Raw genomic sequence first — 20,605 nt, forward strand, 5'->3', positions numbered from 1 at the left:
AAGTATCTGTTTTTAATGTGTTAATGCCGTAAACCGATGACGCCTGAAACGAAAAAACTGCTGAAAATCACGGACACTGCTGCGCAGAAGCTGGAAAAGCTCGGCTTGCACAGCGCGTGGGACGTGGTGCTGCATTTGCCGCTGCGTTATGAAGATGAAACGCATATTACGCCGATTGCGGATGCGCCTTTGGGCGTGTCTTGCCAAGTTGAAGGCGTGGTAGTGCGGCAGGATGTTCAGTTTAAGCCGCGCAAGCAGCTGATTGTGCAGATTCGGGATGATGCGGGCAAAGTGTTGTTTTTGCGGTTTATTCATTTTTATGCCAGCACCCAGAAGCAGCTGGCGCAGGGGCGGCGGGTGCGTGCGGTGGGGGAAATCAAGCACGGTTTTTTCGGCAATGAGATGATTCACCCGAAAATCAGGGATGCGGAAAACACAGGCCTGTCTGAAAGCCTCACGCCGGTTTATCCCACGGTAAACGGCCTGAACCAGCCCACTTTGCGCCGCATCATTCAAACGGCGCTTGATGCGGTGTCGCTGCATGATACTTTGCCGGACGCTTTATTATCCGAATTGAAGCTGCCCGGCCTGGCCGAAAGCCTGCGCCTGTTGCATGCGCCGCCGCCGGAATACAGCATCACGCGCTTGGCCGACGGTGCTTTGCCCGCGTGGCAGCGGTTGAAGTTTGATGAATTGCTGGCGCAGCAGCTGTCCATGCGGTTTGCCCGTCAAAAGCGTATCAACGGGCAGGCGAAACCTTTGCACGGCGATGGCAGTCTGAGCGGTAAACTGTTGGCAAATCTGCCGTTTGGGTTGACCGGCGCGCAAAAGCGGATGCTGGACGAAATCCGCTCGGATATGCGGCAGCCGCACCCGATGCACCGCCTGCTGCAAGGCGATGTGGGCAGCGGGAAAACCATTGTGGCGGCTTTATCTGCGCTGACCGCGGTTGAAGCCGGCTTCCAAGTGGCGGTGATGGCGCCCACCGAAATTCTGGCCGAGCAGCATTATATGAAGTTCAAACAATGGTTTGGCGCTTTGGGTTTGGACGTGGCTTGGCTCACGGGCAGCGGGCGCAAGAAAATGAAAGAGCAAACCAAGGCTCTGCTGGAAAGCGGTGAAGTCAAGATAGCGGTCGGTACGCATGCTTTGTTTCAAGACGATGTGCAGTTTCAGAATTTGGGCTTGGTGATTGTAGACGAGCAACACCGTTTCGGCGTGGCGCAGCGCTTGGCCTTGAAAAACAAAGGGCAGGATGTGCACCAGCTGATGATGTCCGCCACGCCGATTCCGCGTACACTGGCCATGAGTTTTTTTGCCGACTTGGATGTGTCGGTGATTGACGAGCTGCCGCCGGGGCGCACGCCGGTAAAAACCCGTTTGGTCAACAGCTTGCGGCGCGCGGAAGTGGAGCAGTTTGTGCTCGGCACCTGTGAAAAAGGGCAACAGGCATATTGGGTGTGCCCCCTGATTGAGGAAAGCGAAACCCTGCAGCTGCAAACAGCGGTGGATACGCAGCTCGAGCTGCAACAGGCCTTGCCCATGCTGAATATAGGTTTGCTGCACGGAAAAATGAAAGCGGCGGAAAAAGCGGCCGTGATGGAAGATTTTTCCGCAGGCAAAATCCATGTGTTGGTGGCGACTACGGTTATCGAAGTGGGTGTGGACGTGCCGAATGCCAGCCTGATGGTAATTGAACATGCCGAACGCATGGGTTTGTCGCAGTTGCACCAGTTGCGCGGCAGAGTGGGGCGCGGCGCCGCGGCGAGCAGCTGCGTGCTCTTGTTTGCCGAGCCTTTGAGCGAGCTGGCCAAAGCGCGCCTGAAAGTGATTTACGAGCATACCGACGGCTTTGAAATCGCCCGTCAGGATTTGAATATCCGCGGGCCGGGCGAGTTTCTCGGCGCGCGGCAGAGCGGGGTGCCGATGCTGCGTTTTGCTGATTTGGAAGAAGACATGCGCCTGCTGGAATTGGCGCGCGATATTGCACCAAAACTGATTGCCGGGCAGCCGGACATTGTGGATGCGCATCTGGCTAGATGGCTGGGCAGCCGCGAAGGTTATTTGGGCGTGTAGTTTTGTTTTCAGACAGGCATTCATATGCCTGCCTGAAAACTTTTGCAGGCAAACGGCTTTTGCCGAATCTTTCGGCAACTCATTGTTTGACCTTAAGATTTAATCCGAACCTCAACACAATCTAATCTCTTTTCAGACAGGCATAATGAATGCCTGTCTGAAAACGCATTCAATCTTAACGGAGTTTCCCCATGAAACCGAAGCAGCTCACGCCGCAGCAGCAAAAAATCCAGCAACAGCTCAATAAAATTTCCGCCCGTTTTAAGGAATATTCGGCGGCGGGCGAGTTTCAACAGGCGATGAAAGAAGCTTTGAAAGCGCATAAATTAGCGCCGAACGCTACCGCGCCGTTGAGCGATGCGGCAACGATGGCGGTGAAAAGCGGTTTGTGGGATGAAGCGGTTAAGTATGCCAAGCAGGTGCTGAAGCGCGACCCGAAACACATCAATGCCCACGATGCTTTGTCACATGCTTATGATGGCAAGAAAGATTGGGCGGGTTGCGGCAAATACGGTTTGCGCGCGTTGGAGTTGAGAGACGAAATTTACGGCCGAACCTGCCCCGAGCTGCCGAAAATCGAACCGAAGACAGCGGGCAAAAAAATCATTTCGTTCTCGCTTTTCGGCACAAGTTCTGCGTATGGCGAACCGGCCGTGATGAATGCCGAACTGTGCCCGCTGGTTTATCCGGGTTGGGTATGCCGCTTTTATATTGACGGGAGCGTGCCGGAGCATGTTGCCCGCCGTTTGAAAGAGGCGGGTGCGGAAGTGGTGCGGGTGGATGAAACGCTGCAAAGCTGGCCGGGTACGCTTTGGCGTTTTCTGGCGGCGGACGATGCGGATGCGGCTTATGTGCTGTTTCGCGATGCGGATTCGGTGATTTCCCAGAGGGAAGCGAAAGCCGTGGCGGCATGGCTGGAAAGCGGCAAGCTGTTTCACACCATGCGCGACGCGGGTACGCACACCGAGCTGATTTTGGCGGGCTTGTGGGGCATGGTGGCAGGTGCGGTGCCGGATATGAGGGGCAAGATTGAGGCCTATCTGAAAAAGCCTTTGGAATCGCGCCATTTTGCCGATCAGTTTTTCCTGCGTGAAAACATTTGGCCTTATGTGCGCCAAAGCGTGTGCGCCCATGACCGCTTGTTTGGTTTTATGAATGCGGCGGACTTTCCCGAAACATGGGAAAACTTTGATCCCGACCGCCATCATGTCGGCTGCGATGAAGGCAACTCGCATATTTCCGCCACGCTTAACCTGCCTGAAGGCAGCCGTATCCTGTGGCGGCTGTTTACCCGCATTTCGCCTCAGTTTGGTGAAAATTATGAAGAAATCGTGAATGAGCGGGAGCGCTTGGTGTGTGCTTATGAAACAACGGTGCAAAACGGCGGATTGAGCGCTTATATCCCGCGCCGTTATTCCAAAGGAGTGGAAAGAGGGTTGACCAAAATTACTGTGGCGCCGCTATAATCAATCTACTTATGTAATAACTGTTTCATGAAAAATGCCTGTCTGAAAACTTTCAGACAGGCATTTGTTATTACAGGCGCTTATTATTTTTTGCCTTTTTTAGCAGGTTTTTTGCCTTTGGCAGGCGCTTCTGCTTTGTTTAATTTGGCAGTTGCCGCTTTATCCAATACACAGTATTTGGTTACGATCTGGGAAACGGGGGTTTGTTGGCCGTTTACCACTTCAACGCCTTCTTGGGTCAGCATGTTGCCGTCTACTTGGTCAACGGTTGCTGCATCGGCTTTACCGGCGCTCCAGCGGATGCCGTTGCCGAAGAAGCTGTTTTGGTCGTTGTCGTCAACGATGCGCAGCAGGTTGGGCGACAGTTTGTCTTGGTATTTTACTTGGGCAACAACAACGTCGTTACCTTTGAAACCGTACATTACGTTCAGCTTGTTTTGGCCTTTGTCGCCGCATTTGTAAGCCACTTCTTTTTTGCCGTCGATAGAGTCAACGGTAAGAGTTTTCGGCTGCTCGGGTGCGGCAGGTTGGGGTGCGGCGGCTTGGGTGGCAGGTGCGGGTTCTGCTTTCGGCTCATCTTTTTTGCCGAATGTAGAACATGCGCCCAAAGCGGTTACCATCAATACGGCAGGAACTAAGGTTTTCAGTTGTTTCATTGTGTACTCCGATAATTGTTATTTAAAAAAGAGTTTGCAAATTTAGTTAAGATAATAACGGAAAAGTTCCTTTTTGTATTCTGTTTGGCATGCTGTATGGTTAAAAAAATTATGAGATGTAAAAGGTAATAATATAGTAAGATGATTTTATTAGCGAATTTGATTGAAATGGAATCATTGGCCTACAGAGTAAAGTTTTGGTAACAGCCCGGTGTTGAGATTATATTAGCGGCTTGGCTGTAATGATTACAATATGATGATGCTTTCCGCTTTGCTGCCTGTGCCCGTATAATCAAAACCGTAAAACTTCCAATATTAAGGAGAAATGATGTTTCAACACGTTGAATTTTATCCCGGTGATCCGATTCTGAGCTTGGTGGAAACGTTTAATAACGATCCGCGCAGCGGGAAGGTGAATCTGAGTATCGGTATTTATTTTGATGAACACGGCAAGTTGCCGGTATTGGAATGTGTGAAGCAGGCGGAAGCCAAGCGGGCGGCTGTGCCGCAGCCGCGCCCCTATCTCCCGATGGAAGGCTTGGCCGCTTACCGCAGCGGAGTGCAGAAGCTGCTGTTTGGTGCGGATTGTGCGGCTTTGGGGGAAAACCGGGTTGCGACGATTCAGACTTTGGGCGGCTCGGGGGCTTTGAAAGTGGGTGCGGATTTTTTGCGCCGTTGGTTTCCTGATGCCAAAGTTTATGTGAGCGATCCGACTTGGGATAACCACCGCGGCATTTTTGAGGGTGCGGGTTTTGAGGTGGGTGTTTATCCTTATTATGATGCGGCCGACGGCGGTGTGAAATTTGAAGAATTGCTGACGTTTTTGTTAGGCCTGTCTGAAAACAGCATTGTGCTGCTGCATCCTTGCTGCCATAACCCGACCGGCGTGGATTTAACCCATGCACAATGGGATGCGCTGTTGGAAGTGGTGCAGATGCGCAAGCTGATTCCGTTTATGGATATTGCGTATCAGGGCTTCGGTGAAAATCTGGCGGACGATGCGTATGCCATCCGCCAAGCGGTGTCGATGGGCCTGCCTTTGTTTGTCAGCAATTCTTTTTCAAAAAATTTGTCGCTCTACGGCGAGCGCGTGGGCGGCTTGAGCGTGGTTTGCCCGAGTGAAGAAGAGGCGCAGCTGGTGTTCGGCCAGTTGAAATTTACCGTGCGCCGCATTTATTCCAGCCCGCCCGCGCATGGCGGCTATGTAACGGCGGATGTGATGAATTCGCCGGAGCTGTTTGCGCAATGGGAGGGCGAGGTTTATGCGATGCGCGACCGTATCCGCGCGATGCGGCAAAAGCTTTATGATGTGTTGGTGAGCAAGGTGCCGGACAAAAACTTTGATTATTTTATCAAGCAGCGCGGCATGTTCAGCTATACCGGTTTGTCGCCGGAGCAGGTGCAGCGTTTGCGCGATGAGTTTGCGGTGTACTTAGTGGCTTCGGGCCGTATGTGCGTGGCGGGCTTGAACGAATCGAATGTGGATTATGTGGCCAATGCGTTTGCAGAGGTGTTGAAATAAGCCTGCGGCATAAAGAAACATGCCTGTCTGAAAGCGTTCAGACAGGCATGTTTGCGGTTACTTGCTTTCTGCTTCTCCGTTATCTTCGCAGAAAAACGAGTAGAGCAGTTTGATGGTGTCGGTAACGCGCTTATCGGTAATGTAGTATAAGCGCTCGCGGTGGTTCACTTCGCAATCGACCAGCCCCGCTTCGCGCAACAGCGCCAATTGGTTCGACATGGCTGCCTGCGGCAGGCCGGTGAGGGCGGCCAGCTCGGTAACATTCAGCCGCTGTTCCTGCAGGTTGCACAATACCGCCAAGCGGTTGGTGTTGGCCATCAGCTTGAGAAAAGCGGTGGCTTCGGTGTATTTGGAGAACTTGTCTTCCATTTTGATTCTCTTGGTTCAACAGCAAAAAAGCGGATTGTATAGCGGAATGTGCGGCGGCTGGGAATATTTCTGCTCAACGGCGGTTCCACGGTATCAGCATCAGCAGCCTCGCCATGCCGCAAAAGCCGGTAAGGCCGGCGGTTAGCAAGCCCGCGCCGACAAATGCGCACAGCAGGTAAAACGCGGGCGATGCAAGCCAACCCAACACGGCGCCTGCCAATGCCAATGAGCCGGCGGCAATCTGAACCTGACGCATCAGTTCCAATGGTTGGGAGGCGTTGAACAGGGTTGGGAAACCGGCCGCTTTCCAGCCCTCCAGCCCGTTTTCTAAAATAAATGCTTCTTTGGCGCCGGCGGATTGCGCTAACGCATTTGCCGCATTTCGGGTGCGCATGCCTGATTTGCAGTGGAAAATCACGCAGGCTGCCTGTTGCGCTCCGGCGGGCAAGCCCTGCTGCTGCAATTGGGGGAATGGTTGCAGCAGGGCGTTTACGATGCGTTCGCGGCGGTATTCGTCTTCTCCGCGGATGTCGATTAATACGGCGCCGTTTTGCAGCTTATTTTGTGCGTCGGCGGCGGTGATGGTGGTAATAGGCATAATGTTTCCTTGTACTGCTTTTGTTGGACATAAATATCGCCATGAAGTTTGCTGTTCATGACGATTAAATGGATGGCGGGGTTATTGCTTATCGGTAGGGCAGGTGTTGATACCGAGCAGGGTGTAGAGCAGGCAGTTGGACATTAAACCGGTTGCCAGCGGGATAATGCCCAGCCAGCCCCACCAGCCGATGACATTGGTTGCCGCTAAAATGATTAAAGCTGTGCCTAAGATGATGCGGATGATTTTGTCGATGCCGCCTACGTTGCGTTTCATAACAATGCTCCGGGTTGTCGGGTTAAATATTTTTTAAAATTTATATAATAAAAATTATATATTAAATGACGGTTTTGTCAAGCTGCCGTGCATAGTGAATGCCTGTCTGAAAGTAGGTTTCAGACAGGCATTCGGTTATTTTCACAACTGATGCAGGCGATGAGCTTAAAAAGCTTCGCCCACTTTCACGCCGCCGGCGGTGTCTTTGGGGGAAGCCAGTTGTGCGGTGGCAGCTTGTGCGGCTTGAAAATCGGGGTTTGTCATCACAGCCTCGGCTTCGGCGGGCGTTAAGGTATTCGCCATGTATTGCCAGCGGTCGGCCAATGCGGGGTTGGACGGAATCTCGAAACCTTTGCGCAATTCGTCGACCAAATCGGGGCGGTTGCACACCAGCACGATGTCGCAGCCGGCATCAAACGATAATTTTGCCCGCTCTTTGATGCTGCCCGCTCCACATGCGCCTTCCATGGTGAGGTCGTCTGAAAAAATTACGCCGTTGAAACCGATGTCTTCACGCAGAATATCTTTCAGCCATTTGGCCGAAAAGCCAGCGGGTTGGCTATCGACTTGCGGGTAAACCACATGCGCGGGCATCACGGCCGCCATGCCTGCTGCGCTCATGCGGCGGAAAGGCACGATGTCGGCGGCTTCCAATTCGCTCAAACTGCGGTCGTCTTGCGGCAAAACGTGGTGGCTGTCGCCTTCGACGAAACCGTGGCCGGGAAAGTGTTTGCCGCACGATTTCATGCCGCCTTTGTTTAAGCCTTTCTGTAAAGCCAGTGCCAGCTCGGTAACGATTTCGGCGTTGCCGTGGAAACTGCGGTTGCCGATCACGGCGCATTGCCCCCAGTTCAAATCCAGCACGGGCGTAAACGACAAATCCACGCCGCACGCGCTCAATTCGGTTGCCAATACCCAACCCACTTGCTCGGCCTGCGCTTTGGCCGCTTCGGGGCTTTGCGTATCCCAAATTTCGCCGAGCACATTCATGGCGGGCAGGCGGGTAAAGCCGTCGATAAACCGCTGTACGCGGCCGCCTTCGTGGTCGACGGCGATAATCAGTTCGGGCGACCGCAAGGCTTTGATTTCTTTTACCAGCTCTTTAAGCTGCGCCACGTTTTCAAAATTGCGGCGGAACAAAATCACGCCGCCGACCGAAGGGTCGCACAGGCGTTGTTTTTCTTGCTCGGTAAGTTGGAAAGTGTTGACATCGGCCATCACGGGGCCGCGGGGGAGGAGGACGGGATACATGGGTATTCTTTAAAAATCAAGGTTGGATAATGCGTTTTCAGACAGGCATCGGTCAGCCAAATGCCTGTCTGAAAGAGATGGTCGGGCTTATTGCAGATTCAAAGCCAAAAACAGCGTGCTGCCTTTGCGTTCGACCAGCAGCGGGATATTTTTGCCCGAGCCGGAAACGGCGGTGCGGAAGCCGGCTTCGTCTTCCACTTTGCTTTGCGCGATAGACAGGATTTTGTCGCCGCGGCGGATGCCTGCGCGCTGCGCTACGCCGGTGGCATTTGTCACAACCAAATGTTTCTTGCCGTTATTGGAAATTTCGCGCAGGTTCATGCCCAATTCTTCAACGGCAAAGTCTTTGGCTTCGATATTTTGGGGCAATACGCTGCCGGCTTCTAGCTCGGCTTCGTCTTTATCGTCGGTGGCGGCGCCAAGCATCACTTTGAGTTCGCTTTCTTTGCCGTTGCGCCAGATACCCAGCGTGATTTCTTTACCGGGAACGAGGTTGCCGACCATTACAGGCAATTCGCTGGACGTGCGCACGGTTTCACTGTTTACGCTGCGTACAATGTCGCCGACCTGCAAACCTGCCTGTGCAGCCGGGCTGTTGGGCAGCACTTTGGCAATTAGGGCGCCGGTGGGTTTGTCGAGCTTGAATGATTTAGCCAAGTCGTAAGACACTTCCTGAATAATCACGCCCAATTGGCCGCGCTGCACTTTGCCGGTAGATTTGAGCTGCTCAACCACGTTCATGGCGATGTCGATCGGGATGGCGAACGAAATGCCCATAAAGCCGCCGCTCCGGCTGTATATCTGCGAGTTGACGCCGATAACCTGACCGTCGAGATTGAAGAGCGGGCCGCCAGAGTTTCCGGGGTTGATGGCTACGTCGGTTTGGATAAACGGCGTGTAGTTTTCATTCGGCAGGCTGCGGCCTTTGGCAGACACGATTCCGGAAGTGATGCTGTTGTCAAAGCCGAAAGGTGCGCCGATGGCGGCCACCCATTCGCCCGGCTTCAAATCGCGCGGATTACCGATTTTGACTACAGGCAAATCTTTGGTGTCGATTTTTAAAAGTGCCACATCGGTTTGAGGGTCGGAGCCGATCAGCTTGGCAATGAATTCGCGCTTGTCGTTGAGGGTTACTTTGATTCTGTCCAATCCGCTCACAACGTGGGTATTGGTCAGGATGTAGCCGTCGGGGCTGATAATGAAGCCTGAGCCGAAATATTGATCGCTGCTGCCGTCATCCTGCGGTACGTCGGGCGTGTTGGGTACCAAACGTTTGAAAAATTCGTAGAACGGGTCGTTGTCGGGGAAATGGTTTAAATCCATTTCATCGTCTTTGCGCGGCCTGGCCGCGGCAGCCGGGTCTTTGTAGGCCTGGATGTTGACCACGGTTGCACCTTCCTGCTCGACCAGTTTGGCAAAGTCCGGCAGCGAGGCCGGAGCCTTTCTTTCAACTTTGGTTTCCACGGGCTTAACCGTGCTGGCGGCGGGCGGCTCTTGATTTAAACCCAGCTTGTCGCAGCCGGTAAGTGCAAGGCCGGCAGACAAGAGCAGAGTGAGGTATTGGGGTGTTGTTTTCACGATATTTCTTTCTTGTGATTGTTATCAGTATTTTATATTGTGTAATGCGGGATTGTAACGAAAACAAGCAAAGCTGAAAACTTGATTTAACAAGGTTTTTCAGACAGGCATATGCAGTTTTCAGGATACGGGCAGGGTTTTTGCCGGATATTCGCACAAATCGTTGATCAGGCACCGTTCGCACAGCGGTTTTTGCGCTTTGCAGGTGTAGCGGCCGTGCAGAATCAGCCAGTGGTGCGCGTCGAGAATAAATTCTTTCGGCACGAATTTCATCAGCTTGTCTTCCACTTCGCGCACGTTTTTGCCGGGCGCGATTTTGGTTCGGTTCGAGACGCGGAAAATATGCGTGTCCACCGCCATCGCGGGCTGGCCGAATGCGGTGTTGAGCACCACGTTGGCGGTTTTCCTGCCTACGCCGGGCAGGGCTTCCAAGGCTTCGCGGGTTTGCGGCACTTCTCCGCCGTATTGCGCCAGCAGGATGCGGCAGGTTTCGATAATGTGTTTGGATTTGGTTTTATACAGGCCGATGGTTTTGGTGTATTCCATCACGCCTTCCAAACCCAAATCCAGCATGGCTTGCGGTGTGTTTGCAACAGGGAAAAGCTTGGCCGTGGCTTTGTTGACGCCCACATCCGTGGCCTGCGCGGAAAGCAGCACGGCAATCAGAAGCTCAAACGGGCTGTTGTAGTTCAATTCGGTGGTCGGGTGCGGGTTTGCCGCACGCAGCCGCTCGAAAATTTCTTGGCGGATTTGTTTGTTCATGTTCGGTTTGTGTGTTCAAACAGGCATGGGTGTGGCGGAAATGCTGCGGTATTTTTATTTTTGGTTTGCGGTTATTGCGCGTTTTGGCGCTGCTCGTGGCGGAATTCCCAAGGCGCTTGCGGTTTTTTTGCATGCCATAAGCCGCGGCGTTCGCTCCGTGCGCTGGATTCGGCGCTCCCGTAGGCTTGGTAGTCGGCCTTACGCTGCTTTTTGCGGGCTATGGAAACATAGTGCCATGCGTGGCCGTTTTCAAGCTGGATAAGGTTTACATCGCGCCCGTTGAGCTTCACTTGCGCCACTTCGCGCCGGTAGCGGTCGCGTTCGAATACCGCCACTTCCACGCTTTGCCCCTCCAGCAGGGCGGCGAGCGCTTTGCGGCTGGCTTCGCCGTGGGTTTGCTGCAATTCGGGTGCATCGATATAAGCCATTCGGATTTTGTGTTTTTGGCCGTGAAGGTCGGTTACGCGTATGGTGTCGCCGTCGCTCACGCCGACAACCGCCGCTTGATAAACGCTGTGTGCGACGGGGCGGCTTTGCTGCGTTTCCCAACCGGCTTGGGGTGTATGGTTTGCCGGGTCGATGCAGGCGGTGAGGGCGAGTAGGGCGGTAAGTGCGGCTGAACGGGTAAGCATGGCGGTATTAGGTTTGCGATAAAAGTATGATTGTACGCAGGATGCGGGCGGATACCAATGCCTGTCTGAAACCTTTTTTCAGACAGGCATTTGGTATAGTCAACCGACTTGATTTTTACTACGGCGTTGTTGCACCTTAGCTCAAAGAGATCGATTTTGTAAGCTGCTGAAGCAGTAACAAAATCAGTCCCGTACTATGCTGTACTGTCTTCGGCTTGCTGCCTTGTATTAAAAATCATGGGGCTGTTCTAGATAACTAGGGATATTCACTTGAATTAGAATTATCCTTATGAGAAAAAGCCGTTTAAGCTAGTATAAACAGAAGAACTTTCATTTTCCCTACTACGGTAGTTGTAAAATAAAAGTCATGCCTATTATTACAACTCATTGCTATTTCCTTTTTTGCAATGAAAGGGAGCCTAATATCATAATTGAGTAGTAAAACAAAACTATATAGATAAAAAAATTAATGTATGCTGATCTTTTGTATTCCATTATGAAACGCGTAGAATTTGAAGAATCCATATTCATGGATAAACAATATAAAAAAAATATTAAGTAAAATATAAATTTAATATGAGTGGGGTTTCCATTAAATTTGAAAAATTTATTTATATTGTTCAAAGTACTAGTTGTGTTTTTTTTGAAAAACATGAAGATATGAAAATTTATGAAGAGTAATATTGATGAAATATAAATAACGTCAAACAGCCATTTGTTTCTATATTCTGCCTCCATCATTGTTTGTGAACTTTTAGTTAACCCGACAAAGTTTTCAGGAACAAAGAACAAACTAATAAATATTAAAAAAGGCATTCCCATAGTCATAATTTTTGGGAAATACATAATATTTTCTAGATCTAACAATAGCTTAGGTAAAAAAGAATCTCGTGTTCTTTCCATGTCTAAAATCCTAGGGGTCTTAAATAAAGTTTTTGTATTCCTGTCCTACAGATAATATTACATGTATGGTTTTGGATAGATAAAAACTTGATAATCTTTAGGGCTGTTAACGGTAAAATAAAGTATCAAATTTCCATTTTAAAACAATTGGTTTTGATTCAATATATCGGAGAATCGGGATGACTGCGCAGTGCGGTTGTGCGGCTGCTGTTTGATTTGGGGACATGATTACAAATGCCTGTCTGAAAAAAGGTTTCAGACAGGCATTGGTTGAATAACGGGTTGCAGCTTTAAATAGCATTTAATTTATCAGCAGTGTTTGGTGCTTTTGCGCGAACGGGCCGTGTGTTGGCGGATGGCGCTTTGTTTGGCGAGGAAAGCGCGTTTGGCTGCTTGGAATATTATTTGTCTTCTACGGTGTTGCATAATCAATCCTTTCTTTATTATTGATATTTTGCTTTTTAGTATTCGTAATATGACAGGCTTTGCAAAATAAAGAAAGGTGTTTTACACCAAGCGGCATTATGTAAGGTTCTGCGGTTTCGGGTTAAGGCCACAGCCAAGCCCATACGCGGCGGCCTTCGCTTTGCAGGATCATAAAGGTGCGGCAGGCTGCCGGTGTGGTCATGGTTTCCAAACCTATGCCTTTTGCGGCGAGTTTGGCGGTGATTTTGGGGTGGAGGAAACTGTGTTTGCTGCCTGTGCCTACTAAAATAACTTCCGGCGGGGCGGTATGCTCAAGCCCAGACAGGAAAAATTGTTCGTCAACGGCTTGCAGTGGGGTTTCGCCTATGGGGATGATTTCTTTGTCGGTAACGCAAAGCGGCAGGCGGTGGCCGGTGCCGTTGATTTCTATTTCCTCTGCATTGCAGGCGGTGATGGACAGTGTGTCTTGCGGGCGGTTTTCTTCAATATGCATGGTGTTTCTTTCTTGGTTTTTCGGCCAAAATCGGTTAGGATTACTGGTTTATTTTGTAACAGTTTATACCAGCGCATCAGGGCTTAACAAGGAGATAGGATGAAGCCAGTCAATATCGGTATCTTGAGTTTGGGAACCGTGGGGAAAGGAACGGTTGAGGTGTTGAACCATAATGCCGAAGAAATCAGCCGCCGTTTGGGGCGTGATGTTAATGTGTTTATGGTTTCTACGCGCAATCTGGAAAACGCGCGCCGTATCTGCCCTGAGCAGACTTTAATCACAACCGACCCTTTCGAGGTGGTAAGGCATCCTGAAGTTGATGTGGTGGTTGAATTGTTCGGCGGTACGGAAATCGCCAAAGATTTGGTGCTGGAAGCGATTAATCAGGGCAAACATGTGGTTACCGCCAATAAAAAGCTTTTGGCCGAATACGGCAACGAGATTTTTGCCAAAGCCGAAGAAAAAAACGTGATGGTTCAGTTTGAAGCGGCGGTGGCCGGCGGCATTCCGATTATCAAGGCTTTGAGGGAAGGCTTGGCCGCCAACAATATCCGCAGCATTGCCGGAATTATCAACGGAACCAGCAATTTTATTTTGAGCGAGATGCGTGAAAAAGGCAGCACGTTTGCCGATGTGTTGAAGCAGGCTCAGGAGTTGGGCTATGCGGAAGCCGATCCTACTTTTGATATTGAAGGCCATGATGCCGGTCATAAAATTACCATTATGTCGGCTTTGGCTTTCGGAACGCCCGTGAATTTCAATGCATGTTATCTCGAAGGCATCAGCAAGCTAGACAGCCGCGACATCAAATATGCCGAAGAATTGGGTTACCGCATCAAATTATTGGGGATTACGCGCAAAACCGATAAAGGCATCGAATTGCGGGTGCATCCCACTCTGATTCCCGAGGTGCGGCTGATTGCAAATGTAAACGGCGTGATGAATGCTGTGCGTGTGGATGCGGATATGGTGGGGGAAACCCTGTATTACGGTGCGGGCGCAGGCTCGCTGCCTACTGCCAGCGCGGTGGTGGCTGATATTGTGGACATCAGCCGCTTGATTACTGCGGATACCGGCAACCGCGTGCCGCCTTTGGCGTTTCAGTCGAAAGAGGTTAAAGAGCAGCTCATCCTGCCGATGGATGAGATTGTCAGCAGCTATTATCTGCGGGTTCAGGTGGATGATGAGCCCGGCGTGATGGCGCAGATTACTAAATTGCTTGCAGATGAAAAAGTATCGATTGAAGCGTTGATTCAGAAAGGTGTGATTGACCAATCAACGGCGGAGATTGTGATTTTGACACACAGCACCATCGAAAAACGTGTGAAAGCGGTGATTGCCGGTATCGAGCAATTGCCTTGTGTGCGCGGCGGTGTAACGATGATCCGTATGGAGAGCTTGCATGGCAGAAACGGATAAGCAACCGGAATCGGCGCAAAGCGAAGAGCAGCTGTGTGCGGCGGAGTTGAAAAAGAGCAAAGCAAAAATCCGCACCATCCGCATTTGGCTGTGGGTGATTGCCGGTTTGTTTGCCGGGTTTTTCTTTCTCTCACAATGTGCGATGTCCAAGCCGAAAGCGAAATCGGCCATTATTGAATCGTGCATCAAGAATGTGCCGTTTACCGATAAATGGCAGGCGGATTTGAAGGCGCGGGGTTTGGAAGGCCAGTCTGAAAAACTGATTCGGGATTACTGCGTTTGTATGTGGGATGAGCCGCTGGAGAAGCTGACCGACAAGCAAATCCGTTCGATGAGTAAGATAGACGCAAAAGCACAGCTTGATTTGTTGGGTGGTGCCGATGCGTTTGAAAAACGCGATGAGCAATGCGTTGCACGGTTGAAATAAACGAAACCGCCTGATGATTCATCAGGCGGTTTCGTTATTAAGGAGCGGCAGAGATGCGTGAGTGGCAGATTTATTGTGCAGGTGGCGATGTGTTTTTACCGGAGCCGAAGCGCGGGCAGGTGTTTGATAATATGAAAAAGTTGGCTGAAGATTTTTCAGACAGGCATAGCAGCTTCCGGCTGTTGATTCCTTTGGATAACGAAATTGTTTTGCAGCAGGGCGGTTCGGCGGAGGTAAAACGCGCCAACGCGCTTACAATCCGTTTGGCTAACGAAGAGATGATACGCCGCTGCGATGCGGTGATTGCCAACCTGTCGCCGTTTCGCGGCGAAGAGCCCGATTGCGGAACGGCGTACGAATGCGGTTTTGCACGGGCTTTGGGTAAACCCGTATTGGTGTACACCGATAATCCGGCAGAGCAAACGGCCAAATATGCGGGGTTTGATTTTAACCGTGAAGCAGCGGACGGCAGGTTTGCTTATTCGGAAGTAGAGGACTTTGCGTTGCCGTTCAACCTGATGCTTTATGATGCAGACATGTCTGTGTTTGCAGGTTTTGAGGATGCTTTGCGGTTTTATGCGGATTGGAACGGTAAGGCATGATGAGTGAATATCGGATTTTGTCTGCCAAACCATTTAGAATCAAATGTTTAATAGGGAGGGGCAATGCCTGAAAACAAGCAGAAGGCAGAGCATTTTCGGCGGGTAAAAAAACAAAGCCAACCGTTTTGGCAGGCCGACAAGCCTTATCTGCACGAGCATCATATCAGCGATGCGCGCTTCCGTTTGCTGGGCTATGTGATGGCTTTTTTGGCGGGTGCGATTAATGCGGGCGGCTTTTTTGCAGTTGCCCGCTATACCTCGCATGTGACGGGGGAAATGTCTTTTGCTGCGGATATGATGTACACGCGCGAATGGCAGGCGGTGGCGGTGGCTATGCTGGGCGTTGTGAGTTTCATTATGGGTGCGGCGCATTCAAGCTGGGTGATTTTATGGACACAACGGCAGCGTTTCCGCGGCAGTTTCGGTTTGTCGATGTGGCTGGAAGGACTGTATTTGTTGTTTTTCGGCTTTCTGGGCTTAACCGAAGTGGAGTGGAGCGGCGGTGCCTGGCCTTCGATTGCGATGCTTTTGCTGTGTTTTATTATGGGCATGCACAATACGGTGATGACGATTTTGTCGGGCGGCGTTATCCGCTCTACGCATATGACGGGTACGGCTACGGATTTGGGCATTGAAATTTCCAAAGTGCTGTATTACAGCCGGGGAGACAATCCGAAGATACCCAATGTGAATGTGAATAAGCCGAAAATGAAACTGCTCTGCGGGCTGATGGCGGCGTTTGTTACGGGGGGATTTGTGGGTGCTTGGGGCTATCACACGGCAGGGCATCATTTTGCTTTGCCTGTGTCTCTGGTGTTGTTTATATTGGGCTTCGGTTCGGTGGGCTACGATGTGAGGCTGCGGATCAAGTGGTGGGTGATTGCCAGGTTGAAAAGCGGTAAGGATTGACGCAAGTGTCGGCAGATATGCAATGCCTGTCTGAAAAGGGGCTTTCAGACAGGCATTGTTGTATTCGGCATCAATTTATTGCGGTTACGGGGTACAACTAAAGTTAAAAAAAGATACGTTAGTCATAAGCAGGAATGCAGGCTTGCAACAAACATGTTTGTTTAATGAAGGCTGTCGTAAATTTTCTGGGCCAAAGCCAAGCTGATGCCTTCGGTTTGGGCAAGTTCTTCCACGCCTGCGGCCTGTACTCCGCGCAGGCCGCCAAAGCGGGTGAGCAATGCTTGGCGCCTTTTGCTGCCGATGCCGGGAATGTCGCTCAAAGATGAAGTAACCCTTGCCTTATCGCGTTTTTTGCGGTGGCCTGTGATGGCAAAGCGGTGAGATTCATCACGTACGGTTTGTAACAGATGCAAGGCAGGGCTGTTGTGCGGCAGCCTAAACACCTCTCCGGTAAAGGGTAGAATCAGCTCTTCCAAGCCGGCTTTGCGTTCGGGGCCTTTGGCAATGCCGATAATCGGAATGTTCAGCCCCAATTCCGCCCACACTTCCACGGCCATACCCACTTGCCCTTTGCCTCCGTCGATCAACACGGCATCAGGCCATTTTACCGGCTCGCCATTGGCTTCGGCCTCCGCCAGTTTGCCGTAGCGGCGCAGCAGCACTTCCCGCATTGCGGCATAATCATCGCCCGCTTTTGTCTGTTTGATGTTGTAACGCCGGTATTGTGAGGGCTGGATATTTTGTTCATCGTAAACCACGCAAGAGGCGATTGTCGCTTCACCCTGGGTGTGGCTGATGTCAAAGCATTCCAAACGGTTGAGTTCCTCAGGGTTGATATTTAGTAGCCGGGCCAGCTCGTCTAAACGGTGCTGCTGGTTGGTGTTTTGGGAAACGTGTTGGGTAATGGCTAAAGCGGCGTTGCGTTCGGCCATTTTCAGCCAAACTTTCCGCTCGCCTATGGTTTTGCTCACGAATTGGATTTGTTTGCCATGTTCGCTGTTTAAGGCATCTTGCAGGCCGGAGGGGAGGATAAAGTTGCTGATAATGATGTCCGGTTTGGATTTGCCTAAATAATGTTGTGAAACAAAGGCTTCTGCGTAATCCTGGATATCTGGGTTCGGGTCGTTGCGGGTGTCGGGGAAAAAGCTTTTGTCGCCTACATGCCGTCCGCCGCGGATGCTGACCCAATTCACGCACACTGCGCTATGTTCCGAAACCGCTGCCAAAATGTCTATGTCATTGGGATTGTTTGGATTTTTACTGTCGATAAATTGCTGGCTCTGCACCGTACCCAATGCTTGAATTTGGTCGCGATAGCGTGCCGCTTCTTCAAAGCGCAGCTGTTCTGCAGCCCGCTGCATTTTGTGGTGCAGCGTTTGGGTAAGTTCGTCCGTTTTGCCGCTTAAGAAGGTTACCGCTTCGCGTACGCTGTCTTGATAATCGGCATGGGAAATATGGCCGACGCAAGGCCCTGAGCAGCGTTTGATTTGAAAAAGCAGGCAGGCGCGGTTGCGGTGTTCGAACACACTGTCTTCACAGGTGCGGAGGCGGAATACTTTTTGCAGAATCTGTATGCTGTTTTGTACCGCATAGCCGTTGGGGTAAGGACCGAAATACTGGTTGGGCTTTTTAAGTGTGCCGCGGTAATAGGCCATTTGAGGAAAGTTATGCCCGCTGAGCATCAGATAAGGGTAGCTTTTGTCGTCACGGAAAAGGATATTGTATTTGGGCGATAAAGCTTTGATGAGATTGTTTTCTAAAATTAAAGCTTCTGCTTCGGAGCGGGTTACCGTGGTTTCTACCGAAGCGATTTGTTTGATCATCAAGCTGATGCGCGGGGAGTGGTCGCTTTTTTGGAAGTAGCTGGATACCCTGCGTTTTAAATTAACCGCTTTACCCACATACAAAACCTGCCCGTTTTTATCGAGCATACGATAAACACCGGGCAGATTGGGCAGGTTTTTTAAAAAAACGGAAAGATTAAAACCGTGCGGCACAATATCTCAAACAAAAACGATTAACTGGGTGATTTGGCGGCAGGTGCCGAAGGAGCAGGGCTGCCGGAACAGAATTTTTCAATATCCGCATCATAACGCGCCATTAAGGTATCACGGTTCGCGGTACGGGCAGATTCGGCGAATGCGCGGTTCATACGCGCGGTTTTACAGTTGGCTTCCTGGGTTTTGCGGTTTTCTTCTTCGATTTGTTTGTTTTTTTCTTCAACCTGCTTGTTATTGGCAGCCATTTTATCGTTGACCTGCTTTTGCTGTTCGGCCAAAGAAGCGGTTTCTGAACCGGATTTGGCTGCAGGCGGAGCGCTTACGGTTTGTGTACGTACATTAACGGTGTTGACGCCGTTGCTTTTCAAATTGCGGGGAACATCAGAATAAGTGTTGGTTCCGTTGGCATTTTTCCAGCTATACACCTCTTTAGCATGAAGGCTTGTGGAGGCGAGAATCAAACCGAGGGCGGTGAGTTTGGCAAATGAAGTAATGTGCATATTTATTCTTTCGGAATTTCGGTATTTATGTCTCGGTAAATAAAAGCTTATTGGTTGATTCTACCTCGTTCCTCAGATGCTGTCATGGAAACTTGTAAAAAAATGGGGTTTTTTGTTTGGCGCGGCTTACTAAAGCGCGGCGGATTTGCTACAATATCGTGCATCTTGCACAAACTGAAAGTTTCAAAGCATCATGCGTATCGTAGAAAAAGCCTATACTTTTGACGACGTTTTGCTGGTTCCCGCACATTCAACCGTGCTTCCGCGCGACGTTTCCCTCAAAACCCCCCTTACCCGTGAAATTTCTCTGAATCTTCCCCTTCTTTCTGCTGCAATGGATACGGTTACCGAAGCCAAGCTGGCCATTTCTATGGCGCAGGAAGGCGGTATCGGCATTATCCACAAAAACATGAGCGCCGAGCAGCAGGCGGCCGCCGTGGCTAAAGTCAAACGCCATGAGAGCGGCGTGGTCAAAGACCCTGTTACCATTGCGCCGGGTATGTTGATCCGCGATTTGATTGAGATGTTGTCGCAACGCAAACGCAAAATGTCCGGCCTGCCGGTTGTGGAAAACGGTAAAGTGGTGGGGCTGGTAACCAACCGTGATTTGCGTTTTGAAAAAAGGCTGGACCAGCCCGTTTCCGCCATCATGACGCCGCGTGAAAAATTGGTTACCGTGCCTGAGGGCATATCCATTGAGGATGCGCGCGATGTGATGCACGACCATAAAGTGGAGCGTGTTTTGGTGGTGAATGGGGATTGGGAACTTAAAGGCCTGATTACGGTTAAAGACATTTTAAAAACGACCGAATTTCCGAATGCCAACAAAGATGCCGACGGCCGTTTGCGCGTGGGCGCGGCCGTAGGCGTGGGTGCTGATACGGATGAGCGTGTGAAAGCGCTTGTAGAAGCCGGGGTGGATGTGATTGTGGTGGATACGGCCCACGGGCACAGTCAAGGCGTGCTTGACCGTGTAAAATGGGTAAAACAAAATTTTCCGCAAGTGCAGGTGATCGGCGGCAATATTGCCACTGCGCAGGCGGCGCGTGATTTGGTGGCAGCCGGTGCGGATGCGGTGAAAGTGGGTATCGGCCCGGGTTCGATTTGCACCACCCGTATTGTGGCCGGTGTGGGTGTGCCGCAATTAACGGCGATTCATAATGTGGCGGAAGCTTTGAAAGGCACGGGCGTGCCGCTGATTGCCGACGGCGGTATCCGTTTTTCGGGCGATTTGGCAAAAGCGCTCGCTGCCGGAGCGTCTTGCGTGATGTTGGGCGGTATGTTTGCCGGTACAGATGAGGCACCGGGCGAAATCGAACTTTATCAAGGACGTTCGTATAAATCTTACCGTGGCATGGGCTCTTTGGGTGCGATGAGCCAAGGTTCCAGCGACCGGTATTTCCAAGACAAACAGGAAAGTACGGATAAATATGTGCCGGAAGGTATTGAAGGCCGTGTGCCTTACAAAGGGCCGATTGTGCAGATTATCCACCAATTGGTCGGCGGGCTGCGCTCCAGCATGGGTTATTTGGGCTGCTCAAGCATTGCGCAAATGCACGAAAAAGCGGAATTTGTGGAAATTACTTCTGCCGGTATGAGCGAATCGCACGTTCACGACGTTCAAATTACCAAAGAAGCGCCGAATTACCACGTGCGCTGATATTTGTGATAAAACTGCCGGTTTGACGACTGGCAGTTTTTCTGAGCCGGCAATCTCTGTTACGGGCTTTTGACCGGGTA

Annotated in this window: 19 protein-coding genes; 8 read left to right on the top strand and 11 right to left on the bottom strand. The window is 51.0% G+C overall.

Annotated elements, in window-relative coordinates:
- The first annotated feature begins 36 nt into the window (after positions 1-36).
- Entirely contained in the window at positions 37-2,076 is a 2,040-nt protein-coding gene (recG, locus tag EL143_RS06110; RefSeq protein WP_085416607.1) for an ATP-dependent DNA helicase RecG, read from the top strand.
- A 191-nt stretch (positions 2,077-2,267) separates the two neighbouring features.
- Positions 2,268-3,542, top strand: coding sequence for a tetratricopeptide repeat protein (locus EL143_RS06115; protein ID WP_085416608.1), 1,275 nt, complete (start codon positions 2,268-2,270; stop codon positions 3,540-3,542).
- An 83-nt stretch (positions 3,543-3,625) separates the two neighbouring features.
- On the opposite strand, the gene EL143_RS06120 is transcribed toward EL143_RS06115, so the two are convergent.
- Complete coding sequence (locus tag EL143_RS06120) at positions 3,626-4,198, bottom strand: hypothetical protein (protein ID WP_085416609.1); 573 nt, start codon at positions 4,196-4,198, stop codon at positions 3,626-3,628.
- 328 nt (positions 4,199-4,526) lie between these two features.
- On the opposite strand from EL143_RS06120, the gene EL143_RS06125 reads away from it, so the two are divergent.
- Complete coding sequence (locus tag EL143_RS06125; protein WP_085416610.1) at positions 4,527-5,720, top strand: amino acid aminotransferase; 1,194 nt, start codon at positions 4,527-4,529, stop codon at positions 5,718-5,720.
- A gap of 57 nt (positions 5,721-5,777) precedes the next feature.
- Here EL143_RS06125 and EL143_RS06130 read toward each other — a convergent pair whose 3' ends face one another.
- From EL143_RS06130 to EL143_RS06165, 8 genes are all read right to left on the bottom strand, one after another.
- Positions 5,778-6,089: an ArsR/SmtB family transcription factor gene (locus EL143_RS06130; protein WP_085416611.1), complete on the bottom strand. Its 312-nt coding sequence runs from the start codon at positions 6,087-6,089 to the stop codon at positions 5,778-5,780.
- A gap of 73 nt (positions 6,090-6,162) precedes the next feature.
- Complete coding sequence (locus EL143_RS06135) at positions 6,163-6,687, bottom strand: rhodanese-like domain-containing protein (protein WP_085416612.1); 525 nt, start codon at positions 6,685-6,687, stop codon at positions 6,163-6,165.
- A gap of 81 nt (positions 6,688-6,768) precedes the next feature.
- Entirely contained in the window at positions 6,769-6,963 is a 195-nt protein-coding gene (locus EL143_RS06140; RefSeq protein WP_085416613.1) for a YgaP family membrane protein, read from the bottom strand.
- A gap of 165 nt (positions 6,964-7,128) precedes the next feature.
- Complete coding sequence (gene nagZ / locus EL143_RS06145) at positions 7,129-8,214, bottom strand: beta-N-acetylhexosaminidase (RefSeq protein WP_085416614.1); 1,086 nt, start codon at positions 8,212-8,214, stop codon at positions 7,129-7,131.
- 87 nt (positions 8,215-8,301) lie between these two features.
- Positions 8,302-9,792, bottom strand: coding sequence for a DegQ family serine endoprotease (locus tag EL143_RS06150; protein WP_085416615.1), 1,491 nt, complete (start codon positions 9,790-9,792; stop codon positions 8,302-8,304).
- A gap of 120 nt (positions 9,793-9,912) precedes the next feature.
- Positions 9,913-10,554: an endonuclease III gene (gene nth, locus EL143_RS06155; protein WP_085416616.1), complete on the bottom strand. Its 642-nt coding sequence runs from the start codon at positions 10,552-10,554 to the stop codon at positions 9,913-9,915.
- Positions 10,555-10,625: 71 nt separating this feature from the next.
- Positions 10,626-11,186 (bottom strand): thermonuclease family protein, encoded by a 561-nt coding sequence (locus EL143_RS06160; RefSeq protein ID WP_085416617.1) that lies wholly within the window; start codon positions 11,184-11,186, stop codon positions 10,626-10,628.
- Between the two features lie 1,450 nt (positions 11,187-12,636).
- Positions 12,637-13,008, bottom strand: a complete 372-nt coding sequence (locus EL143_RS06165) for an Mth938-like domain-containing protein (protein WP_085416619.1) — start codon at positions 13,006-13,008, stop codon at positions 12,637-12,639.
- Positions 13,009-13,107: 99 nt separating this feature from the next.
- Between EL143_RS06165 and EL143_RS06170 the strand changes: the two genes are divergently transcribed.
- The 4 genes from EL143_RS06170 to EL143_RS06185 all read left to right on the top strand — a co-directional run bounded on the left by EL143_RS06170 (position 13,108) and on the right by EL143_RS06185 (position 16,365).
- Positions 13,108-14,427 carry a homoserine dehydrogenase gene (locus tag EL143_RS06170; RefSeq protein WP_126326655.1) on the top strand — a complete coding sequence of 440 codons (1,320 nt, stop codon included), beginning with the start codon at positions 13,108-13,110 and terminating at the stop codon, positions 14,425-14,427.
- The gene (locus EL143_RS06175) at positions 14,411-14,854 is read left to right on the top strand and encodes a hypothetical protein (protein ID WP_085416621.1); all 444 of its coding nucleotides are present in this window, start codon (positions 14,411-14,413) and stop codon (positions 14,852-14,854) included. The genes EL143_RS06170 and EL143_RS06175 overlap by 17 nt, the downstream gene beginning before the upstream one ends.
- A 53-nt stretch (positions 14,855-14,907) precedes the next feature.
- On the top strand, positions 14,908-15,456 hold the full coding sequence (locus tag EL143_RS06180) for a nucleoside 2-deoxyribosyltransferase (protein ID WP_085416622.1): 549 nt from the start codon (positions 14,908-14,910) through the stop codon (positions 15,454-15,456).
- A 63-nt stretch (positions 15,457-15,519) separates the two neighbouring features.
- Positions 15,520-16,365, top strand: coding sequence for a YoaK family protein (locus EL143_RS06185; RefSeq protein ID WP_085416623.1), 846 nt, complete (start codon positions 15,520-15,522; stop codon positions 16,363-16,365).
- 161 nt (positions 16,366-16,526) lie between these two features.
- Here the strand turns inward: EL143_RS06185 and uvrC are convergent, their stop codons facing one another.
- Together uvrC and EL143_RS06195 are read right to left on the bottom strand one after the other, a co-directional pair.
- Positions 16,527-18,365 (bottom strand): excinuclease ABC subunit UvrC, encoded by a 1,839-nt coding sequence (gene uvrC / locus EL143_RS06190; RefSeq protein ID WP_085416624.1) that lies wholly within the window; start codon positions 18,363-18,365, stop codon positions 16,527-16,529.
- Between the two features lie 17 nt (positions 18,366-18,382).
- Entirely contained in the window at positions 18,383-18,865 is a 483-nt protein-coding gene (locus EL143_RS06195; protein WP_085416625.1) for a DUF4124 domain-containing protein, read from the bottom strand.
- A gap of 193 nt (positions 18,866-19,058) precedes the next feature.
- On the opposite strand from EL143_RS06195, the gene guaB reads away from it, so the two are divergent.
- Positions 19,059-20,525 (top strand): IMP dehydrogenase, encoded by a 1,467-nt coding sequence (guaB, locus tag EL143_RS06200; protein ID WP_085416626.1) that lies wholly within the window; start codon positions 19,059-19,061, stop codon positions 20,523-20,525.
- Positions 20,526-20,605: the final 80 nt, after the last annotated feature.

The organism is Neisseria canis (assembly GCF_900636765.1).
GTDB lineage: Bacteria > Pseudomonadota > Gammaproteobacteria > Burkholderiales > Neisseriaceae > Neisseria > Neisseria canis.

What these genes read in the sequence shown, in the direction of transcription:
- recG (WP_085416607.1), top strand. Translation starts at nt 37, where the DNA reads ATGACGCCTGAAACGAAAAAACTGCTGAAAATCACGGACACTGCTGCG.
- EL143_RS06115 (WP_085416608.1), top strand. Translation starts at nt 2,268, where the DNA reads ATGAAACCGAAGCAGCTCACGCCGCAGCAGCAAAAAATCCAGCAACAG.
- EL143_RS06120 (WP_085416609.1), bottom strand. Translation starts at nt 4,198, where the DNA reads ATGAAACAACTGAAAACCTTAGTTCCTGCCGTATTGATGGTAACCGCT.
- EL143_RS06125 (WP_085416610.1), top strand. Translation starts at nt 4,527, where the DNA reads ATGTTTCAACACGTTGAATTTTATCCCGGTGATCCGATTCTGAGCTTG.
- EL143_RS06130 (WP_085416611.1), bottom strand. Translation starts at nt 6,089, where the DNA reads ATGGAAGACAAGTTCTCCAAATACACCGAAGCCACCGCTTTTCTCAAG.
- EL143_RS06135 (WP_085416612.1), bottom strand. Translation starts at nt 6,687, where the DNA reads ATGCCTATTACCACCATCACCGCCGCCGACGCACAAAATAAGCTGCAA.
- EL143_RS06140 (WP_085416613.1), bottom strand. Translation starts at nt 6,963, where the DNA reads ATGAAACGCAACGTAGGCGGCATCGACAAAATCATCCGCATCATCTTA.
- nagZ (WP_085416614.1), bottom strand. Translation starts at nt 8,214, where the DNA reads ATGTATCCCGTCCTCCTCCCCCGCGGCCCCGTGATGGCCGATGTCAAC.
- nth (WP_085416616.1), bottom strand. Translation starts at nt 10,554, where the DNA reads ATGAACAAACAAATCCGCCAAGAAATTTTCGAGCGGCTGCGTGCGGCA.
- EL143_RS06160 (WP_085416617.1), bottom strand. Translation starts at nt 11,186, where the DNA reads ATGCTTACCCGTTCAGCCGCACTTACCGCCCTACTCGCCCTCACCGCC.
- EL143_RS06165 (WP_085416619.1), bottom strand. Translation starts at nt 13,008, where the DNA reads ATGCATATTGAAGAAAACCGCCCGCAAGACACACTGTCCATCACCGCC.
- EL143_RS06170 (WP_126326655.1), top strand. Translation starts at nt 13,108, where the DNA reads ATGAAGCCAGTCAATATCGGTATCTTGAGTTTGGGAACCGTGGGGAAA.
- EL143_RS06175 (WP_085416621.1), top strand. Translation starts at nt 14,411, where the DNA reads ATGGCAGAAACGGATAAGCAACCGGAATCGGCGCAAAGCGAAGAGCAG.
- EL143_RS06180 (WP_085416622.1), top strand. Translation starts at nt 14,908, where the DNA reads ATGCGTGAGTGGCAGATTTATTGTGCAGGTGGCGATGTGTTTTTACCG.
- EL143_RS06185 (WP_085416623.1), top strand. Translation starts at nt 15,520, where the DNA reads ATGCCTGAAAACAAGCAGAAGGCAGAGCATTTTCGGCGGGTAAAAAAA.
- EL143_RS06195 (WP_085416625.1), bottom strand. Translation starts at nt 18,865, where the DNA reads ATGCACATTACTTCATTTGCCAAACTCACCGCCCTCGGTTTGATTCTC.
- guaB (WP_085416626.1), top strand. Translation starts at nt 19,059, where the DNA reads ATGCGTATCGTAGAAAAAGCCTATACTTTTGACGACGTTTTGCTGGTT.